Raw genomic sequence first — 18970 nt, forward strand, 5'->3', positions numbered from 1 at the left:
AAATTGGGGGCCTTTTTGGGGGCCTCTTAGGTTTCCACCAATTCGAAAGGCCCCCAATCTGGGGGCCTTTTCTGGGTAAAGGTTTGAAATCATGGCGCTAACAGACGTTGGGATTCGCAAGGCTAAGGCTCGTCCGAAAGCCTATAAGTTGGGCGATTCGTTAGCTCCAGCGCCTATCTTGAAACAACAGGCTGGCAGCCATTGTTCGAGCGCGCTAGGTGCTTGTGCATGACTGACCTCCCAAAACTCCATTACGACCGGGCCCGCGCTATCCTTGACCGGCTGATCGCTTTTGACACCACTTCTCGCAATAGCAATTTGGCGCTGATCGAATGGGTGGAGGGCTACCTCGCCGAGCATGGCGTGGCCAGCCACCGGGTGAGCAATGAGGATGGCACCAAGTCCAATCTCTTCGCAACTGTTGGCCCTGATGTTGAAGGCGGCATTATTATGTCGGGGCACACCGATGTGGTGCCTGTCGACAATCAGGATTGGTCAAGCGACCCTTGGGTAACGCTCGAAAAAGACGGCAAGCTGTATGGGCGCGGTACGTCGGATATGAAGAGCTTCATCGCACTGACGCTTGCGTGGGTTCCGGCGTTTGTGAAGGGTTCAAAGCCGATCCATCTCGCGATCAGCTATGACGAGGAAATCGGATGTCTGGGCGCACCTGCGATGATCGAACAGATGGCAAAGCAAGTGCCCACGCCGCGCATGGCGATTGTCGGTGAGCCGACCTCTATGCGCCTTGTCACGGGGCACAAGGGGATCAGCGTTTACCGGGTCGAAGTGACCGGGGTCGAGGCGCATTCAAGCCTCGTCAATCACGGCATCTCTGCTAACGAACACGCGGTCGATCTGATGCACTCTTTGCTGGAGCTTTCGCGCGATCTCAAAGCGAAGGCCGACCCAGGCAATGGCTTTGACCCGCCGTATCCAACACTCACCATTGGCGTGATGCAAGGGGGCGAGGCGGCCAATATCCTGGCGGGCCATGCCCAGTTCCAGTTCGATCTGCGCTGCCCTCCCGGCTTTGTCTCAGCCGATCTGCTCGCCCCTTTCAAGGCGCGTTGCGAGGCGCTCGATATAGAGCTCAAAGCGCGCTTTCCTCAAGCAGGCGTGACCTTCATGAAGGTCGCCGATGCGCCGCCATTGGGCGATGCGGGAAGCGAGGATGCGATAGCCTTTGTGCAAGGGCTGACAGGTGAAAACTCGGCTCCATCCAAAGTCTCTTACGGTGCCGAAGCCGGGCAATTCCAGCAAGGCGGCTTTCCCACTGTTATCTGCGGCCCCGGCTCGATCGAGCAGGCGCACCAGCCCAATGAATGGATCGCAATCGAGCAGCTGGAGAAGGGCGCGCGCTTTATGGAACGCCTCGCCGAGGAGTTGGCGTAAGCTTGCGAAAGGCGTCTTATAAAAGGCATGGCAAGAAAGGCATGGAAACCACACGTCATCCATCGCATTTCGTTTGCCGTTCGTCGAAACTCATGACCCACCGTTGCGACGGGCCAATGTTCCATGTACCCGCCTCGGTCAGTCACTCGAACAGTCTTAGGAATGTGCCTTGCGTCTTATAGTTCTCCTCCTTGCGCTTTTGGTTTCTTCTCCGGCCCTTGCTCAAGGGATTCAGCAAACCAAGGGCGATTTTGAAGACAAGTTTCGCCAATTGGACGAGGTGCTGGCCGATCCAAACGTCTATCGCAATGCAAGCGGTGCGCCGGGTCACCAATATTGGCAGCAGGAAGCCGATTACAGCATCAATGCAACGCTGGACGAAGATGGCCGCCGCCTGACCGCGCGTGCGACGGTCACGTATAAGAACAACTCGCCTGACACTCTGCCTTGGATCTGGATGCAGCTTGATCAGAACCGTTTCCGCACCGATTCCATGGCTGAGCTGACCGATACGTTTGGTGGTCCGGGCAGGCGCGGTCCTGCGCGCTCTCTGGGCAATGGCAGCGCCCCTGCGCGCCTTTCATTGGAAGAGCTACGCCGTCAGCAAGCGCTTGCCGATAACACCTATGGCTATGACATCAGCCGTGTTCAGCTCACCAGCGGACGCGCGCTCGATCACACGATTGTCGGCACGCTGATGCGCATTGATCTGCCCACGCCATTGCGCTCCGGTCAAAGCGTCAGCTTCAATATCGATTGGGCGTACAACATTGTCGAAGAGAACGTGATCTTTGCCCGTTCCGGCTATGAGCACTTTCCCGACGACGCTCGCGAAGGGGGCAATGACCTTTTCCTTTTCGCGCAGTGGTTTCCAAGGCTGGTCGCCTATTCCGACTATGAGGGATGGCACAATAAGGAGTTTCTGGGGCGCGGTGAATTTACGCTCGAATTTGGCGATTATGATGTCGCAATGACGGTTCCTAACGACCACATCGTCTCGTCAACGGGCGTCCTTGCAAACCCCACGAGCGTCCTGACCGCGACCCAGCGTCAACGTCTTGCACAAGCGCGAAACAAAACCGATGAGCCCATGTTCATCGTCACGCCTGAAGAGGCGCTCGCCAATGAAAGCTCCAACCCGACCGGCACCAAGACCTGGCGCTTTACCGCGCAAAAGGTGCGCGATTTTGCTTGGGCGACGAGCCGCAAGTTCATCTGGGATGCGCAGGCTCATAAGCAGCCGGGCGCGGAGCAAGAGACCGTCATGGCGATGTCCTTCTGGCCCAAAGAAGGCGGTGAGCTGTGGCGCAAATATTCAACCGCTGCCGTGGTCCACACGATGGAAGTCTATTCGCGCTATTCCTTCGACTATCCCTACCCAACCGCGCAGTCGGTGAACGGGCCGGTGGGCGGCATGGAATATCCCATGATCACCTTCAACGGGCCGCGCACGACGCTTCAGGATGATGGCTCGCGGACGTACTCTGAGAGCGAGAAGATCTTCCTCATCGGCGTCGTCATCCACGAGATCGGGCACATCTATTTCCCGATGGTCGTCAACTCGGACGAGCGCCAGTGGACGTGGATGGATGAAGGGATCAACTCCTTCCTCGACAGCGTGGCTGGATACGAGTGGGACCCCGACATCCAATGGACCCGCAGTCTGCCGCGCGATCTCATCCCTTATATGACGTCGAGCCAGCAAGTGCCGATCATGACGCAATCGGACAGCGTTCTGAACATCGGGCCGAACGCTTATGGCAAGCCATCGGCTGCTTATCACATCCTACGCGATACGGTGATTGGCCGCGAACGGTTCGATTTTGCCCTTCGCGAATATGCGCGGCGGTGGAAGTTCAAGCGGCCAACGCCGACCGATTTCTTCCGCACGATGGAAGAGGCTTCGGGCACCGACCTCGACTGGTTCTGGCGCGGCTGGTTCTTCACCACCGACCACGTTGATATCTCGCTCGACAGCATTCACCGCCTGCGTATTGATACCGCAAACCCTGACATCGACCTTGCGCGCCGCCGTCAGGAGCTTGCCAATGAGCCTGAGAAGGTTGGTGTGCGCCTTAACCGTGAACAAGGCGTGCCGATTTGGGTGCTTGAAAATCCGGGCGTTACTGATTTCTATGACGAGAACGACCAGTTCACTGTCACCCCGCGCGACACCAAGAAGTATGAAAGCTTTCTTGACGGGCTCGAGGGTTGGGAGCGGCAGGTTTTCGACCGCGCGGTGGAAGAAGACGCCAATTACTACGTGCTCAGCTTTTCCAACCTTGGTGGCCTTGTGATGCCTATCATCCTTGATCTTCACTTTGTCGATGGTTCGAAAGAGCGCATGCACATCCCGGCGGAAATCTGGCGTCGCAATTCGCGCGAAGTTTCCAAACTTTTGATATTCCCCAAGGGCAAGGAGCTTTCCGAAGTGGTGCTTGATCCTGACTGGGAGACAGCGGATGCGGACATCAACAACAACCACTATCCGCGCAAAATCATCGACAGCCGGGTTGAGGCGTTCAAAAGCCCTGAGCCAACCTCGCGTTCGGGTCGTGACCTGATGGCTGAGGTTCAACAAGGCGCCAAAAAGGCCGCTGAGGAAGAGGCCTCCGAAGGTGAAGGGTCAGAAGAGAGTAACCCATAATGCTGCGCTGGATTGCTGCCTTTTTGATGCTTGCGCCAATCACTTTTGGGGCTGCTGTCCCGGCAGCTGCGCATCAACAAAAGGCTGCGATTACCAGCGTGGAGCATAATCCGCGCACTGGCATGATTGAGGTTGTGCATTCCATCCCCTTGCATGATGCCGAACACGCACTGCGCCATCAGGGGCAAAAGAGCGCCGACATCAAAGGCAATGTCGAAAGCCGCCGCGCCTTTGCCCGCTATGCAGCGCAGCGTTTTTCGATTGCTGCCGATGGGCGCGAGCTCGAGCTAGCGGTGCTTGGAACTGAGATTGAAGGTGCGAGCCTGCTGGTCTATCAGGAAGGTCCATCGCCGGGGCCGGGGACACAGCTCGCGATCCGCTCGCAGGTGCTCACCGATATCTGGTTGAGGCAAACCAACAGCGTGAATGTAGGTCGCGGGACCTCGCCTGAAACACTCGTCTTTCGTGGAGGCGATGGGGCCAAGACTGCGGTGCTGCGCTAGATGAAAACCGCGCAATCAAAAGCATTGGGGCAACGCCTTGATGAAGCGGTCGCCTTTATTCGCGGGCGTACCGGCCAGGTGCCAAGCCTTGCGCTGGTGCTGGGATCTGGGTTGGGCGATCTTGCTGATGCGATTGAAGGCGTCGCTATTCCCTATGGGATGATCCCCCATTTCCCCTCATCCACCGCGCCCAGCCACAAGGGTGTCCTGCACATCGGGACTCTTGCAGGTGTGCGCGTGGTTGCAATGCAGGGGCGAATGCATCTGTTCGAAGGTTACACACCTCAAGACGTCGTTTTACCGATGCAGGTGATGGCAAGACTTGGCGCAACAACCGCGCTTCTCACCAATGCAGCTGGCGGCATCCGTGAGGATTTTTTGGTTACCGATCTTGTGCTCATCGAAGATCACCTCAGCCTTGCAGGACTTGCCGGCAATGACCCGCTGCGCGGCATCAATGATGAGAGTGTTGGGCAACGTTTTATCAGCATGAATGATGCTTATGCAAAACGGCTCCGCTGCGAGGCGATGGCGGTTGCGGGTGAGACAGGCGTGGACCTGAAAAGCGGGGTCTACGGCTTTGTAACCGGGCCCAGCTTTGAAACCCCTGCCGAAATCCGCGCTATGCGTGCACTTGGCGCAGACCTTGTTGGGATGTCCACCGTTCCCGAAGTGATCGCCGCGCGCCATTCGGGAATGGAGGTGCTTGCGATCAGCACTGTCACGAATAAAACGGTTAGCAGTCTGGACGATGACCACATCACCAATGCTGAGGAAGTGTGGGAGGCAGCCGAACTGATCCGTCCAAAACTTGCAAGCTTTGTGAATGCGCTCCTCCCGCGCATTGCCGGGACGGCGAAGTGACACGCGTCGATCCGCTGATTACAGGCGGCCACGTCCTCACAATGGATGAGGCATTCACCGATTTTGCCGATGGCGCGGTGGTTATCCGGGACGGCAAGATTATTCAATGCGGCGCAGCGGGCTACCTTGCCGCTCGCTATCAGGCCGATGAAACGATTGACGCAGATGGCGGGATTATCATGCCCGGTCTTGTGAATGGCCATTGCCATGCGGCGATGACGCTTTTCCGCGGCTATGCTGAGAACGTCACGCTCGATGCTTTCCTCGAAAAGCTCAGCCATGCAGAAACCAACTACGTCTCGCCCGAGACGGTTTATATCGGTGCGGCGGTTGCCTGCGCGGAAATGGCGCTTGGCGGGATCACCAGCTTTGTCGATATGTATTGGTACCCGGACGAGACGGTCCGCGCGGCGCGCGGGCTTCATATGTCGATTGTCGCAGGGCCGGTCTTTGTCGCCTTTCCCGGCTATGATGATCTTGCCGAATGGTCGATGCGCACCGGGTTTGCTCCGGCGTTTGCAGAGCGGCAGCGTGATGCGGCAGGTGTCTTTCCCGCCCTTGCACCCCATGGATGTTATACCTTGGATGAGGAAAAGCTGACCGAGCTTGCCGGTATGGCTGAGGCGCTTGATCTGCCTGTCCATATCCACGCCTCCGAAGCGCCAAGCGAGATGCAATTGGTGCGCGATGGTTATGGCGGCGCAACGCCGATTGAGGTGCTGGATCGCACCGGGCTATTGCATCGCAACTGCCAGCTTGCACACGGCGTCCACCTCTCCGACAGCGACATTGACCTCATCGCCAAAGCGGGCGCGAGCGTCATTCACAACCCGCAGTCCAACACCAAGCTTGCCTCTGGAATCGCGCGGGTGTGCGACCTGATGAAAGCTGGCGTCCCTGTCGGGCTTGGCACTGATGGCCCATCCTCTGGCAATGATCTCGACATGTGGAAGGCCATGCGGCTGGCGGCAAATTTGCAGTCGGTTAACTCGGGTAAGCCAGGCGCGCTTAGCGACCGCGACACGGTGGCCCTTGCGACAAGGTTTGGCGCGAAAGCGGCGGGCATGGGTGAGCACACAGGATCACTCGAACCTGGCAAAAACGCTGACGTCATCGTCGTCTCCACCAAAGGGCTCCATATGCGGCCTGTCTTCAACCCTTATGCGGCTCTTGTCTATTCGGCAGGGCGCGATGATGTTGCCCATGTGTTTGCGAGCGGGCGCCACATCGTGAAAGACCGTGTCCTTGCGTGGGAGGGATTTGACGCCGTGCTTGACCAATTTGACTGTATCGCCAAAGCCATCGCTTTGGATCAAAAGGTTGGGCAATTTGGCGTTTAGAAGCATCGAGTGGATCGAGGATAAAGGCGTCTTGCGCCTGATCGATCAGACCCGTCTGCCCGACACGCTTGTCTATCTCGACCTTACCGATGAACACGCCATTTGTGATGCTATCCGCGATATGAAAGTGCGCGGTGCGCCCGCGATTGGAGTGGCGGCGGCTTACGCAATAGTGGCTGCGGCAAAGCGAAGCAAAGCTGAGAGCCTGAAAGATTTGCGCGAGGACCTGCGAGCGGCAGATAACAGCTTGCGCGCCTCGCGCCCGACTGCGGTCAATCTGTTCTGGGCGCTTGACCGGATGGCCCGCGTGATCGGCGCTGCCACCAGCATGAAGAGCCTTCGCACGAGCGTTCTTGCCGAAGCGCGGGCAATTGAGGCCGAAGATGTCGCCGTCAATCAAGCGATCTCGCGCTACGCGATGGAAGTGGTCCCGCAGCGAGCGACGTTCTTCCACCATTGCAACACAGGGTCGCTTGCCACGGTTGATCTTGGTACTGCTCTTGGCGTTATCCGCACAGCGCATGAAAGCGGGCACGAGGTTTTTGCCTATCTCGATGAAACGCGTCCCCGGCTTCAGGGGGCTAAACTCTCCGCATGGGAGCTGATGCAATATGGCGTGCCCCATGCTGTGATTGTCGATGGCGCTGCGCCCCACATCATGCGCACCAAAGGCGCAGACCTTTGCGTTGTGGGATGCGACCGGGTGGCGGCCAATGGCGACACAGCCAATAAGATCGGCACCTATGCTCTTGCCTTGGCGGCAAAGGATAATGGCGTGCCGTTCTATGTGTGCGCGCCGACATCTACCATCGATATGACGACGCAGACTGGCGAGTGTATCGAGATTGAGACCCGCGATGAGGGCGAAATCACACATATCAACGCGGTGCGGGTCGCAGCGAAGGGCGCAGGCGTCTACAACCCCGCGTTCGACGTAACGCCGGCCCGCCTCATCAGCGGGATCATCACCGAATTTGGCATTGCAAAGCCGCCTTTTGAGGACAGCTTGATGCGGATTATGAAAGACAAACACGATGGCAAGTGACGCCCCCACCGCTCTTGCCAATGACGACTGGCTCGCCTGCGCCCAGCGCATGGCAGAACGAATGCGTGTGCGCGGCTTTGATTACGTCATGCGCAACGATGGCGGGTATCTGAGCCAGATTTGTTCCTCGGCGGAAATCTTCTCCTACCTTTACACACGCGGGCTCAACATCGGGGGCAGCATCGCTCCTTTGGTGCCGGAACCCTTTGCGGGCAATCCGGGTGCGGACAATCCGGGCTATACCAATGGCGGGCTTTACAATGGCCCCCGAACCCCTGATTTTGATCGCTTCTACTTCTCGCCTGCGCATTATGCCTTGGTGCTTTACGTCGCTTTGATTGAATGCGGGCGTTTGTCCGAAGAAGCGTTGGAGGCGTTCAACAAAGACGGCTCAAAAGTGGAATTGATCGGCGCGGAGCATTCGCCCGGGGTTGAATCAACCACCGGTTCACTTGGCCAGGCGCTTAGTCAGGCAATCGGCGTTGCCATGGCACGCCGTCACCGTGATGAGGCGGGCAATGTGTGGGTGATGATGTCCGACGGCGAGTTTCAGGAGGGTCAGACCTGGGAGGCGATCCAATGCGCCTCGCATTATAAACTCGGCAATCTCGCAGCGATTGTGGACGTCAACGCGCAGCAATGCGACGGGCCGATGGAAGGCGTTATGACGGTGGAACCATTGGCGCAGCGCATCCGCGCTTTTGGCGGTGAGGCGGTTGATATTGATGGGCACGATATGGCGGCAATGGATGCAGCGTTCAAAACCCGCGCGCCCGATCGCCCACTGTTCATCCTTGCCCGGACTGATCCCACCAGAGGTGTGCCATTGATGAATGAACGGCCCGTGCTCCATTATCTGCGTTTCGGCTCTCACGAAGAACGCGCGCGCTACCAAGCTGCGTTTGAACAATTGAAAGCGGAGAGTGCAGCATGGAACGGGTAAGCACAGAACTCGTAAAACGCCCCCATGTCGAAAACTTCATCCGCTGGGCCAAGGACAGGCCCGAGGTCGTGGTGCTGTCCGCTGATCTTACCAATTCGTGCGAAGTGGGACAGTGGCGCGACACCTATCCTGACCGCTTTTTCTCCATGGGAATGGCCGAACAGAACATGATGGGGGTGGCCGCTGGCATGGCGCGCGAGGGGCTTGTGCCCTTCATCCATACCTTCTCGGTATTCATCTACCGCAGGGCTTATGATCAACTCGCCATGTCGATTGCCTATCCCAATTTAAAGGTGCGGTTTTTCGGATTTTTGCCCGGCATTGTGACGCCGGGCGGGGTGACGCACCAAGCGATTGAGGACGTGGCAATCATGCGTGCGGTGCCCAATATGACGATCCTTGAAACGGGCGATGCGACCGAAGTGGAAAGCGTTCTGGACGCAAGTCACGGCGTCGATGGCCCCTGCTATGTGCGTTTCCTGCGCGGAGAAATGCCCCGGCTTTTCCCGCAGAGCGAACCGATGGAGATCGGCAAAGCAAGGGTGCTTTCAAGCGGTTCAGACGTTGCGATCCTCACCGCCGGGATCACGACCGAAGAAGCCATGCGCGCCTCCGATTATCTCGCGCGCCAGGGCATTGCGGTGCGCCACCTGCATATCTCGACCCATAAGCCGTTTGATGACCCGCAAGTCTTGGCCGCCGTGCAGGAATGCGAGCATGGTGTTGTAACCTTGGAAAACCACCTGATAACGGGCGGACTGGGCACAGCGGTAAGCGAGCTTATGACCGACCACGGCATTGGTAAGCGCCTGATCCGGCTAGGCCTTAATGATACCTACGCTCACGGGGCGAGCCTTCCCTATTTGCTCGACGAATATGGCCTTGATGCCAAAGCGCTGGTGGCAGCAGTGGGCACGCTTATGGGGCGCGAGCTTAAGGTGACGGACGCCGACATCGCAGCCACGCGCCAAGATAGCGCGGCGTCTGATGCCAAAGCGGAAGCGCTCTAGATGATTGCCGATACCCAGGTTGCGGTGTCGGGTGAGCGGCTAACCGTCACATATTCGCTGCACGCAGGGCCCAAGGATGCACTGGCAATCGCTGAGAAAGCGACCACCGAACAGACCATTGAGTTTCCGCCTGAGCTGATCGGGGATGATGGCATTCGCGACCACATCTTTGGCCGGATTGAACGGTTTGAGGCAGTGGAAGAGCGTCTCCACCATGCAGACATTTCTTATGCGGTGGAGTGTTCTGCGTTTAACCTGCCGCAGCTGTTCAACCTTATCTACGGCAACATTTCGCTATTCCCGCAAATGCGGGTGGAGCGGTTTGCTTTGCCTCAGTCTCTCGCCAGTGTTTTCAAGGGGCCGCGGTTTGGGATTGCTGGCCTGCGGGAAACGCTTGCCGCGCCCAAGGGCCCGCTGTTCATGACCGCGCTAAAACCGCAAGGTCTTCCAGCAAACCGGCTTGCCGCCCAAGCTTATGAGTTTGCGCGCGGAGGCCTTGATATTGTGAAGGACGACCATGGCCTTGCCAATCAGCCTTTTGCGCCGTTCCGTGAGAGGGTGGCCCAGTGCTGTGACGCAGTGGCGCGGGCCAACGCCGAAACGGGAGGAAACACGGTCTATGCCCCCATGATCTCCGGCCCTTCCGAACAGATTGTCGAGCAGGCCTTTTGGGCAAAAGAACAAGGCGCAGGCGCGCTTCTGATTGCGCCTGCCTTGATCGGTTTTGATGTGGCACGCCGGTTGGCGCAGGATGATGCGTTGGGCCTTCCCATGATTGGGCACCCTGCGATGATGGGAAGCTATGTTGTCTCTCCCACGAACGGTTTTTCGCATTACGCCATGTTTGGGCAGGTGATGCGCCTTGTTGGAATGGATGTATCGATCTTTCCAAACTTTGGCGGGCGTTTTGCCTTTTCGCCTGGCGAGTGCCGGTCGATCATGGCGGGCTGCACTGATCCGATGGACCATTTTGCATCGATCGTCCCATCACCAGGCGGGGGGATGACGTTCGAAAATGTGCCCGACATGGCGCGATTTTACGGCGAGGATGTGATGTATCTGATGGGCGGGGACTTGCACAAACAGGCGGGCACTCTGGAAGAAAACTGCTGGAAGCTTCGCGCACTTGCCAATGTGCCAGATGGGGGAGAAGTGCGCTGATTGGACTTGTTGGAATTGTAGTGTTGCTTGCGCTTGCCGTGGCTTTGTCAGAGGCGCGCGGGGCCATTCACTACCTTAACGCGGCGAAAGCGCTCGGCTTGCAAATTGCGGTTGCGGTTCTCGCGTTGGTGACGCCCGTTGGACAGGCGATTTTGCAGACCCTTTCTGCCGGAGTGGTTGAAGCAATCTCTTACGCTAATGCAGGGATCGGTTTCGTGTTCGGCCCGCTTGCGGACCCTGCGGAGGGGCTGGTCCTCGCCTTTCAGGTGCTCCCCGTCATCATCTTTATCGCCACCATCATGGCGGTGTTGTTCCATATCGGCGTAATGACTTGGGTGATCCGCATTATCGGGGGCGCTTTGCGGGTTTTAACCGGGGCATCTCGCCTCGAATCCACTTGCGGGGCGGCCAATATCTTTGTCGGCATGGCCGAAAGCCCGCTCACCGTCCTGCCCTATTTGCCAAAGATTTCGCGTGCGCAATTGTTCGTGATGATGTCATTGGGTCTCTCAAGCGTCGCAGGCACTGTCCTTGTCGCTTACTCTGCGCTTGGCATCCGCAGTGATCTGCTTTTGACCGCCGCTTTCATGGCGCCAGCAGGAGGCATACTTTTTGGCCGCATTCTGGTGCCAGAGACGCAAACGCCGTTTGACTTGGGGGAAGGTGATGACACCCAGCCAGCAAGCCTTTCCAAAGCCTCAAGCCTGATTGAAGCGGCAACCGATGGCGCGGTTTTGGGGATGCAGATCATGATCAGCGTTGTTGCCGTGCTGATCGGTTTTATCGCTGGCATCGCTTTGCTCAATGGCATTTTAGGAGGGGTCGGCGGATTGCTTGGCTTCCCCGACCTCAGCCTCGAACTCATCATCGGCTATGCCTTTGCGCCCGTCTCCTACATCATTGGTGTCCCGTGGGAGGAAGCGGCGCGCGCAGGTGTGTTGCTGGGTCAAAAGGTCGTCTTGAATGAGTTTCTAGCCTATGCCAATTTTGCGCCGGTCGCCGACAGTTTCAGCGCAGCAGGCCAGATTGCGCTCACCATTGCGATGTGTGGTTTTGCCAATTTTGGCGGGCTCGCGATCCTGATCGCGGGGCTGGGTGCAGCGGTGCCAGAACGCAAGGCCGAGATTTCCAAGCTTGGTATCAAAGCGCTTCTTGCAGGCACACTATCAAACTTCACCAGCGCCGCGATTGTAAGCGTGATCTTTGCAGCGGGAGGCTTTGCCTAACCTTTGGCGAGCACCACGTTTGCGGCAGGTTTGTGTTCGCGGATTTCATCATCCGTGAGCCCCTGCAATTCATGCGGAAATACCAGCCAATCGTCGGTTTCATGCACGAAAAAGTCGGGTGTCAATTCCGTCTGATTGCGCGAAGGTTTGTAATACACGGTCGCGACTTTGATCGTCTCAGGCAGATTGCGGCGGCATTTGGTGGAAAGCTCGCGCAACAGCGCTTCGATGGAGCGGCCGCTGTCAAAGACATCGTCAATGATCAGCAGCGAATGCTCGCGGTCGAGATTGTCGATAAGATAGTTGAGGCCCAGGACCTTCACCACTTTGTCCTGCTGGTCGATCCCTGTGTAGGACGAAGTGCGCACCGCAATATGGTCGCACGGGTGTCCGCGATATTCGAGCAGTTCCTGCACCGCGATTCCAATTGGCGCGCCCCCGCGCCAGATGCCTACGATATGGGTGGGATAAAATCCCGATTCGATAATCTGGTCGCCGAGCACGAAGGAATCTTCGAGCAATCCATCCGCGCTCAAGAATGTTTTTGAGATCATTATATCTGTCGCCCCGATAGCTCAAACCGCCCGCTTCCCTTACGGCTTTGGGCCATACATGATAGCTTGCATCCAAGCATAGGCCACGCGCGTTGCTTTGAATAGAACACGACGTGCCTGAAATGCGACGAAACAGCCCTTGACGTTTACGTAAGGTGTGGCAGGACGGGGACAACCACAGACCCATTTGGAGAGAGAGAGCATGAATCTGGAATTCACGCCCGAAGAGAACGCCTTTCGCGAAGAAGTGCGCACCTTTATCGAGGAAAACCATCCCAAGCACCTTGAGGGCATGGGCAACCGTGAAGACATGTCGCCTGAAGACATGACCGCATGGCACAAGATTTTGGGCAAAAAGGGTTGGTCAGCCCCTGCATGGCCGGTCGAATATGGCGGCACGGGCTGGGACGCGACACAGCGTTACATCTGGTCAGAAGAAAACGCCCGCGTTGGCACCTTTATGCCGCTTCCCTTCGGCGTTTCGATGGTTGGGCCGGTGATCTACACCTTCGGTAATGAAGAGCAGAAGAAACAGCACCTTCCCGGCATTCTTTCCGGTGATGTTTGGTGGTGTCAGGGGTATTCAGAGCCGGGCGCAGGGTCTGACCTTGCATCCCTCAAGACCACCGCTGTACGTGATGGCGATCATTATGTGATCAACGGTCAAAAGACCTGGACAACTTTGGCGCAGCACGCCGATTGGGGCTTTTTCCTGTGCCGCACCGATCCTGATGCGGCGAAACCTCAGCAAGGCATCTCTTTTATCCTTGTTGATATGAAAACGCCGGGGATCGAAGTGAAGCCGATCAAGCTCATCGATGGCGGCTATGAGGTCAATGAAACCTGGCTTACCGATGTGCGTGTGCCAGTTGAAAACCTGGTCGGTGTTGAGAACCAGGGCTGGACCTACGCCAAATTCCTCCTGGCGCACGAGCGCAGCGGAATTGCTGGCGTTGCCCGGTCGAAACGCGGTGTCGAGAAGCTGCGCGAAATCGCTGCGTCTGAAACACAAAATGGCGCGCCGCTTATCAAAGACTTCGATTTTGCCCGCAAGGTGAGCCAGCTTGAGATTGATCTGGCCGCGCTTGAAATCACCGAATTGCGCACGCTCGCAGGCGAACAGGCGGGTAAAGGTCCGGGCCCGGAAAGCTCGATCCTCAAGATCAAGGGCACCGAAATTCAGCAGCGGCTTACCGAACTGACGCTTGAGGCGGTCGGTTCATACGGCACGCCAATGTATGGCTCGATCGCGGATATCGGCTCTAACGAATATCCGATCGGTCCCGACTATGCGCAGCATTCCGCCGCGACCTATTTCAACATGCGCAAGACCTCGATCTATGGCGGGTCGAACGAAATTCAGCGCAACATCATCACGAAAATGATCCTCGGCCTGTAAGGCGCGAAGACTAAAGGGAAGAGGAAGAAACCGTGGATTTTAACTTCACCGAAGAACAGGACATGGTGCGCGATGGTTTGTCGCGCATGGTTCGTGAGCAATATGGTCCAGAAGAGCGCCGCCAGCTGATCGCAAGTGACGCAGGTTGGAGCAAGGCCATCTGGGGCCAGCTCGCTGAGCTTGGCATCCTTGGCATGTCATTTAGCGAGGAAGACGGCGGCTTTGGCGGCGGCGCGATTGATTCCATGGTTATCATGGAAGAATTTGGCAAAGGCCTTGTGGTCGAGCCATTTGTCCCGACTGTGGTGTGCGCAGGCGGATTCTTAAAACACGCCGGCACCGCGGCACAAAAGGAAGAGCATATTGGCGGCATCGTTTCTGGTGAGCGTGTGTTTGCCTTTGCTTATGCCGAACCGCGCGGTCGCTATGACCTTGCCAATATTGAGACCACCGCCAAAAAAGATGGCGGCGACTATGTGCTGAACGGCCACAAGGCGGTCGTGATTGGCGCACCTTGGGCAAGTCACCTTGTCGTCACAGCTCGCACCGGTGGTGAACGCACTGACGCACAAGGCATTTCTGTTTTCGTCGTCGACAAGTCGGCTGATGGCATTGTCACCCGCGACTACGCCACCGTCGACGGGCGCCGCGCTTCTGAAGTCTACTTTGAGAACGTGCGCGTTCCCGCAGATGCTCTGATCGGTGAAGAGGGCAACGCCCTCCCCCTGATCGAGCGCGTCACGGACGAAGCTATCGCAGCACAATGCGCAGAAGCCTGCGGCGCGATGAAAGTCGCCCATGCGATGACGCTTGATTATGCCAAGCAGCGCAAGCAGTTCGGCGTTCCAATCGCGAGTTTCCAGGTGCTGCAACACCGCATGGTCGATATGTACACTGAGTATGAATGCTCGGTCTCGATGACTTATCTTGCGACCCTTCGCCTCGATGCTGATGAGCGTACCCGCAAGGAGGCGGTGTCCGCTGCCAAGGTCCGCGTTGCGCAAGCTGCGCACCATGTGGGACAAGAAGCGATCCAGATCCACGGCGGCAATGGTATGACCGATGAATATGCCATCGGGCACTATTTCAAGCGTCTGACGATATTCGATTCTGAGTTCGGCAATATCGACCATCACATGAAGCGTCATATCGCTCTGGCGAGCTGATCTTCTCATATAATCAGGGCATAGCCTGACAATTCGAAAGCCCCGGAGCGCGATGCTTCGGGGCTTTTGTGTTCTGTGTCACTTTTTTGCATCCACTGCGGTGCTAAGCACGAATGAAGGCTTGCATCCTCTTGGAAAGCTTGAGAGGTTGTGATTTGTAACATCCGTATGGTTAATTGCTCAGTTTCAGGCTTGTCCGTTCGGGGCGATGTGTGGAAGAACTGCCAACCAGCGCGGATGGGCCAAGAACTGAGGGCGGCTATTCGAGCTAGGGCTTGCGCCTGCTCTCAAAAAAGGCAAAGTTAGCGCATCTCCTGGGGGGGAAGAGATGACAGTATTAAAGCCAAATTGGGGTTTCCTGACCCCGCTGCGCCGCGCAAACGCTGCTGCACTTCGTATGTCTACGGTGCGCGTGATTGCGGCATTTGGGCTTCTTGCAATCTTTCCGTCAGTTACCGCCTCGGGCAGCGGCACCTTCGAAGGTGTCGCTTCTTGCGCTGGCTCCACATGCCACGGCCGCGCCGAAGGCAATGGCGCAGTGGTGCGTCAGGATGAGATCGCAACCTGGCAAGAGCCTTCCTCACCCAGCGGCGCACACAGCCGTGCTTATGCCGTCCTTGCTGGCCGCCGTGGTCAGCAGATCGCGAAAAGTTTGGGGCTGGGTGATGCGACTCAGGCCAAGGATTGCCTTGGTTGCCACGCGACGTTCGCGCCGAGCGCTCAGCGCGGGGCACGTTTTCAGCTATCTGATGGAGTGGGCTGCGAAAGTTGTCATGGCGCATCCGAAAAATGGCTTTCCAGCCACTATGCCGTGCCTGCAACCCACGCATCCAACGTCGCCGATGGTCTGACCCCGCTCGAAAATCCGCAAGTGCGCGCTCAAGTCTGTCTTGATTGCCATTATGGATCGACCAAACCGGGGCAGTTTGTAACGCACTCCATGATGGCGGCAGGTCACCCGCGTGTGTCCTTTGAGCTCGACCTTTTCAGTGCGCTTCAGCAGCACCACAATATCGACGACGATTACAAGCGCCGCAAACGCGCCCCTGATGGAGTGCGTTTCTGGGCGGTTGGTCAGGCCGAAGCGGTAAAGCGTGCAACTGGCCTCTTCTCCAATCCCAAGTTTGCGATGGAAGGGGTGTTCCCGCAATATTACTTCTTCGACTGCCATTCGTGTCACCGCCAGATACAGGACTCCTCCAATCGTCGCCTGACGTTTGAAGAGAACCCAGGGCGGCCCATTCCGTTCGGCAATGCGCCGTTCAATGATGAAAACATCATCATGCTTTCAGCGGTTGCTGGTGCGCTTGTTCCGGGCAAGGCTGATGAATTCAAGCAGGCCAGTCGCAACTTCCACGGCGCGCTTGGCGGGAAGGGTCAGGACCCGCGCAGTGCTGCGCAGGATCTCTCGCGCAGAGCAGGCGCGCTTTCCGATGCTTTGAGCCAGCGGGCTTACAGCAATGCAGACGCTTTCGAAGTGATCGACATCATTGGCAATAACGCGACGCGCCCGCGCTTCACCGATTATTCGGGGTCAGTGCAGGCGGTGATGGCGGTGGATACGCTTCTCAACGGTCTTGTGACCAACGGGCGTGTCACACCGGGCGCTGCTGCCAGTATCCGGGCGAGCATCAACCGCGCATACAAAGCGGTTGAAGAGCCCAATTCTTATAATCCGGCCGACTTCCGCACGTCGCTTGCTTCGGCTCTGGCTTCTATCCGAAGGTTGAAATGATCATGCCGGGGGGACGTAAATCGGCGGGATGGAAATCTCTGGTGGCGGTGCCGCTATTGGCCCTTACGCTGACGGTATCGGCGTGTGGGGGCGGCGGCTCGTCCACGCCTTCTGGCGGAGGTCCGACGGCTGGCCCCGTTCCATCACCGACGCCTACAACTGCACCTCCAGGTGATCTGTTCGCAGCGCCCGCTCAAGAAAGTTTGAGTGTCGCGGAAGTTCAGCAAATCATTGCGCAGGCAGCTGCTCAAGCGAGCTCGCAAGGTGCTCCAGCAACGATTGCGGTCACAGACCGCGTGGGCAATGTGCTTGGCGTGTTTGCCATGCCCGGCGCACGCGACTTTGTCGCTATTCCCGGCGCGCCAAATGGGCAGGATGTCGATATCCAGGGGCTAAATGTACCTGCTGCGGGGGCCGCTATCGCAAAGGCGATCACGGGTGCGTATTTGTCGAGCGCAGGCAACGCCTTTTCGACCCGTGTCGCATCGCAGATCGTGCAAGAGCACTTTCCCCCATCACCAACCACGCTAGGCCTCGAAAGCGGTCCGCTTTTCGGTGTGCAGTTCAGCCAGCTTCCGTGCTCCGACTTTTCCGCGCGCGCGATTGATGGCCTCATTGGACCTAAGCGCTCGCCATTGGGGCTTTCGGCTGATCCCGGCGGCTTCCCGCTCTATAAGAACGGCGTTGTCGTGGGCGGCATAGGCGTTGCGGCCGACCCTGATTATACCTTCGACCCCAACGTTCTCGACGTCGATAATGACGTGGACGAGTTCATCGCGCTCGCTGGTACCGTAGGGTTCGAAGCGCCCGTGGAAATCCGGGCGGATCGCATTTCCGCGGACGGCACCAATTTTCGCTACACTGATGCGACTTACAACGCGCTTGCCAGCGTGACCGGGGCAAGCTTTGCTGGAACAGCGGGCAGTGTCGTTCCGGTAAATGGTTACAATGCCGGTGCGATTGTCGCTGGCACGGCCTATGGCTCTGAGGCATCGGGCATTCGCCCTGCGACCGATACCGAGTTTTCGCTTGGCGGTGCGTTCGTGATGTCTGATGGGGCGGGCAACAACCGCTTCCCCATTCGTGCTGGAACGGACGGCGCGGATGTTGGCAATCCGATCACGCAAGATGAGGCCACCGCAATCCTTGAAGAGGCGTTCAAGGTGATCGCCCGTTCGCGCGCGCAAATCCGCCGCCCATTGGATAGCCAGGCGCAAGTCACATTGAGCCTTGTCGATACGCGCGGCCAGATCCTCGGCATTGTGCGTTCCGCCGATGCTCCGATTTTCGGGTCTGATGTGTCTTTGCAAAAAGCGCGGACCGCCAATTTCTTCTCAGCGTCCTTTGCTGCCAATGAGCTTTTGGCAGGCGACCTTGAGGTGCCGCAATATGTTCAACGGGTACGCGATTTTCTGGGTGATCCCAATGTTCTGACGGGTACGTTTGCCTTCGCCGACAGGTCGGGCGGCAACCTTGCACGGCCGTATTTCCCAGATGGCGAGCTGGGCACGCCCAATGGTCCGCTTTCGCGCCCGATTGAGCAATTTAATCCCTTCTCGACCGGATTGCAGTCAGCTCTGGTTCTACAAAACCTTGCTGAACACCTGCAATTCGTCCTTGGGCAGTCGACCACAGATACCGTGCGCGGCTGCACCAAACTGCCGCAAATTGCTGGCGCGCCGAGGCTGGGCAATGGCATTCAAATCTTCCCCGGCTCGGTTCCCGTTTATCGCGGCAATCAGCTTATCGGCGGGATTGGCGTGTCGGGCGATGGTATCGACCAGGATGACATGATCAGCTTCCTTGGTCTCCACAACGCAGGGGTGCGAACGGGCACGATCAACAATGCTCCCAAAGAAATCCGCGCGGACCGCATCGTGGTGCAAGTGGGCTCACGTCAGGTTCGGCTGCGTTATATCAACTGCCCGTTTGCGCCGTTCCTCGATGATCCGTCGCAAAATGTGTGTGAGGGGCTCTAGACG

15 protein-coding genes are annotated in these 18970 nt (G+C 57.6%); 14 read left to right on the forward strand and 1 reads right to left on the reverse strand.

Annotated elements, in window-relative coordinates; all coding sequences use genetic code 11:
• Positions 1–228 precede the first annotated feature (228 nt).
• From argE to EH31_RS07700, 10 genes are all read left to right on the forward strand, one after another.
• Positions 229–1395 carry an acetylornithine deacetylase gene (argE, locus tag EH31_RS07655; protein ID WP_034959578.1) on the forward strand — a complete coding sequence of 389 codons (1167 nt, stop codon included), beginning with the start codon at positions 229–231 and terminating at the stop codon, positions 1393–1395.
• A gap of 169 nt (positions 1396–1564) precedes the next feature.
• On the forward strand, positions 1565–4042 hold the full coding sequence (locus EH31_RS07660) for a M1 family metallopeptidase (RefSeq protein WP_034959579.1): 2478 nt from the start codon (positions 1565–1567) through the stop codon (positions 4040–4042).
• The gene (locus tag EH31_RS07665) at positions 4042–4545 is read left to right on the forward strand and encodes a DUF6702 family protein (RefSeq protein WP_051699057.1); all 504 of its coding nucleotides are present in this window, start codon (positions 4042–4044) and stop codon (positions 4543–4545) included. The genes EH31_RS07660 and EH31_RS07665 overlap by 1 nt, the downstream gene beginning before the upstream one ends.
• Complete coding sequence (locus tag EH31_RS07670; protein ID WP_034959582.1) at positions 4546–5409, forward strand: purine-nucleoside phosphorylase; 864 nt, start codon at positions 4546–4548, stop codon at positions 5407–5409. It begins immediately after the preceding gene.
• A complete protein-coding gene (locus EH31_RS07675; RefSeq protein ID WP_051699058.1) occupies positions 5406–6749 on the forward strand; it encodes an amidohydrolase family protein in 1344 nt (447 codons plus the stop codon). The genes EH31_RS07670 and EH31_RS07675 overlap by 4 nt, the downstream gene beginning before the upstream one ends.
• Complete coding sequence (mtnA, locus tag EH31_RS07680) at positions 6739–7794, forward strand: S-methyl-5-thioribose-1-phosphate isomerase (protein ID WP_034960038.1); 1056 nt, start codon at positions 6739–6741, stop codon at positions 7792–7794. Before EH31_RS07675 ends, mtnA begins: the two co-directional genes overlap by 11 nt.
• Positions 7784–8737: a transketolase gene (locus tag EH31_RS07685; RefSeq protein WP_051699059.1), complete on the forward strand. Its 954-nt coding sequence runs from the start codon at positions 7784–7786 to the stop codon at positions 8735–8737. Before mtnA ends, EH31_RS07685 begins: the two co-directional genes overlap by 11 nt.
• On the forward strand, positions 8725–9747 hold the full coding sequence (locus EH31_RS07690; protein ID WP_034959584.1) for a transketolase family protein: 1023 nt from the start codon (positions 8725–8727) through the stop codon (positions 9745–9747). Before EH31_RS07685 ends, EH31_RS07690 begins: the two co-directional genes overlap by 13 nt.
• Positions 9748–10908 carry a RuBisCO large subunit C-terminal-like domain-containing protein gene (locus EH31_RS07695; protein ID WP_034959586.1) on the forward strand — a complete coding sequence of 387 codons (1161 nt, stop codon included), beginning with the start codon at positions 9748–9750 and terminating at the stop codon, positions 10906–10908. It abuts the gene before it with no gap.
• A gap of 20 nt (positions 10909–10928) precedes the next feature.
• Complete coding sequence (locus EH31_RS07700; protein WP_051699060.1) at positions 10929–12134, forward strand: NupC/NupG family nucleoside CNT transporter; 1206 nt, start codon at positions 10929–10931, stop codon at positions 12132–12134.
• Here EH31_RS07700 and EH31_RS07705 read toward each other — a convergent pair.
• Complete coding sequence (locus EH31_RS07705) at positions 12131–12688, reverse strand: phosphoribosyltransferase (protein WP_152553508.1); 558 nt, start codon at positions 12686–12688, stop codon at positions 12131–12133. The two genes, EH31_RS07700 and EH31_RS07705, sit on opposite strands and share 4 nt — an antisense overlap.
• Before the next feature lie 202 nt (positions 12689–12890).
• On the opposite strand from EH31_RS07705, the gene EH31_RS07710 reads away from it, so the two are divergent.
• The 4 genes from EH31_RS07710 to EH31_RS07725 all read left to right on the forward strand — a co-directional run bounded on the left by EH31_RS07710 (position 12891) and on the right by EH31_RS07725 (position 18967).
• Positions 12891–14087 carry an acyl-CoA dehydrogenase family protein gene (locus EH31_RS07710; protein ID WP_034959589.1) on the forward strand — a complete coding sequence of 399 codons (1197 nt, stop codon included), beginning with the start codon at positions 12891–12893 and terminating at the stop codon, positions 14085–14087.
• A 32-nt stretch (positions 14088–14119) separates the two neighbouring features.
• Positions 14120–15253, forward strand: a complete 1134-nt coding sequence (locus EH31_RS07715; RefSeq protein ID WP_034959590.1) for an acyl-CoA dehydrogenase family protein — start codon at positions 14120–14122, stop codon at positions 15251–15253.
• Positions 15254–15650: 397 nt separating this feature from the next.
• Complete coding sequence (locus EH31_RS07720; protein WP_034960040.1) at positions 15651–16988, forward strand: multiheme c-type cytochrome; 1338 nt, start codon at positions 15651–15653, stop codon at positions 16986–16988.
• A 2-nt stretch (positions 16989–16990) separates the two neighbouring features.
• Complete coding sequence (locus tag EH31_RS07725) at positions 16991–18967, forward strand: heme-binding protein (protein ID WP_034960041.1); 1977 nt, start codon at positions 16991–16993, stop codon at positions 18965–18967.
• The last annotated feature ends 3 nt before the right edge of the window (positions 18968–18970 follow it).

Origin of the sequence: Erythrobacter longus (assembly GCF_000715015.1) — a bacterium.
Lineage (GTDB): Bacteria > Pseudomonadota > Alphaproteobacteria > Sphingomonadales > Sphingomonadaceae > Erythrobacter > Erythrobacter longus.

Coding starts and splice junctions, on each gene's coding strand:
- EH31_RS07690 (WP_034959584.1), top strand. CDS start 8,725: ATGGAACGGGTAAGCACAGAACTCGTAAAACGCCCCCATGTCGAAAAC.
- argE (WP_034959578.1), top strand. CDS start 229: ATGACTGACCTCCCAAAACTCCATTACGACCGGGCCCGCGCTATCCTT.
- EH31_RS07665 (WP_051699057.1), top strand. CDS start 4,042: ATGCTGCGCTGGATTGCTGCCTTTTTGATGCTTGCGCCAATCACTTTT.
- EH31_RS07710 (WP_034959589.1), top strand. CDS start 12,891: ATGAATCTGGAATTCACGCCCGAAGAGAACGCCTTTCGCGAAGAAGTG.
- EH31_RS07695 (WP_034959586.1), top strand. CDS start 9,748: ATGATTGCCGATACCCAGGTTGCGGTGTCGGGTGAGCGGCTAACCGTC.
- EH31_RS07670 (WP_034959582.1), top strand. CDS start 4,546: ATGAAAACCGCGCAATCAAAAGCATTGGGGCAACGCCTTGATGAAGCG.
- EH31_RS07720 (WP_034960040.1), top strand. CDS start 15,651: ATGTCTACGGTGCGCGTGATTGCGGCATTTGGGCTTCTTGCAATCTTT.
- EH31_RS07705 (WP_152553508.1), bottom strand. CDS start 12,688: ATGATCTCAAAAACATTCTTGAGCGCGGATGGATTGCTCGAAGATTCC.
- EH31_RS07725 (WP_034960041.1), top strand. CDS start 16,991: ATGCCGGGGGGACGTAAATCGGCGGGATGGAAATCTCTGGTGGCGGTG.
- EH31_RS07685 (WP_051699059.1), top strand. CDS start 7,784: ATGGCAAGTGACGCCCCCACCGCTCTTGCCAATGACGACTGGCTCGCC.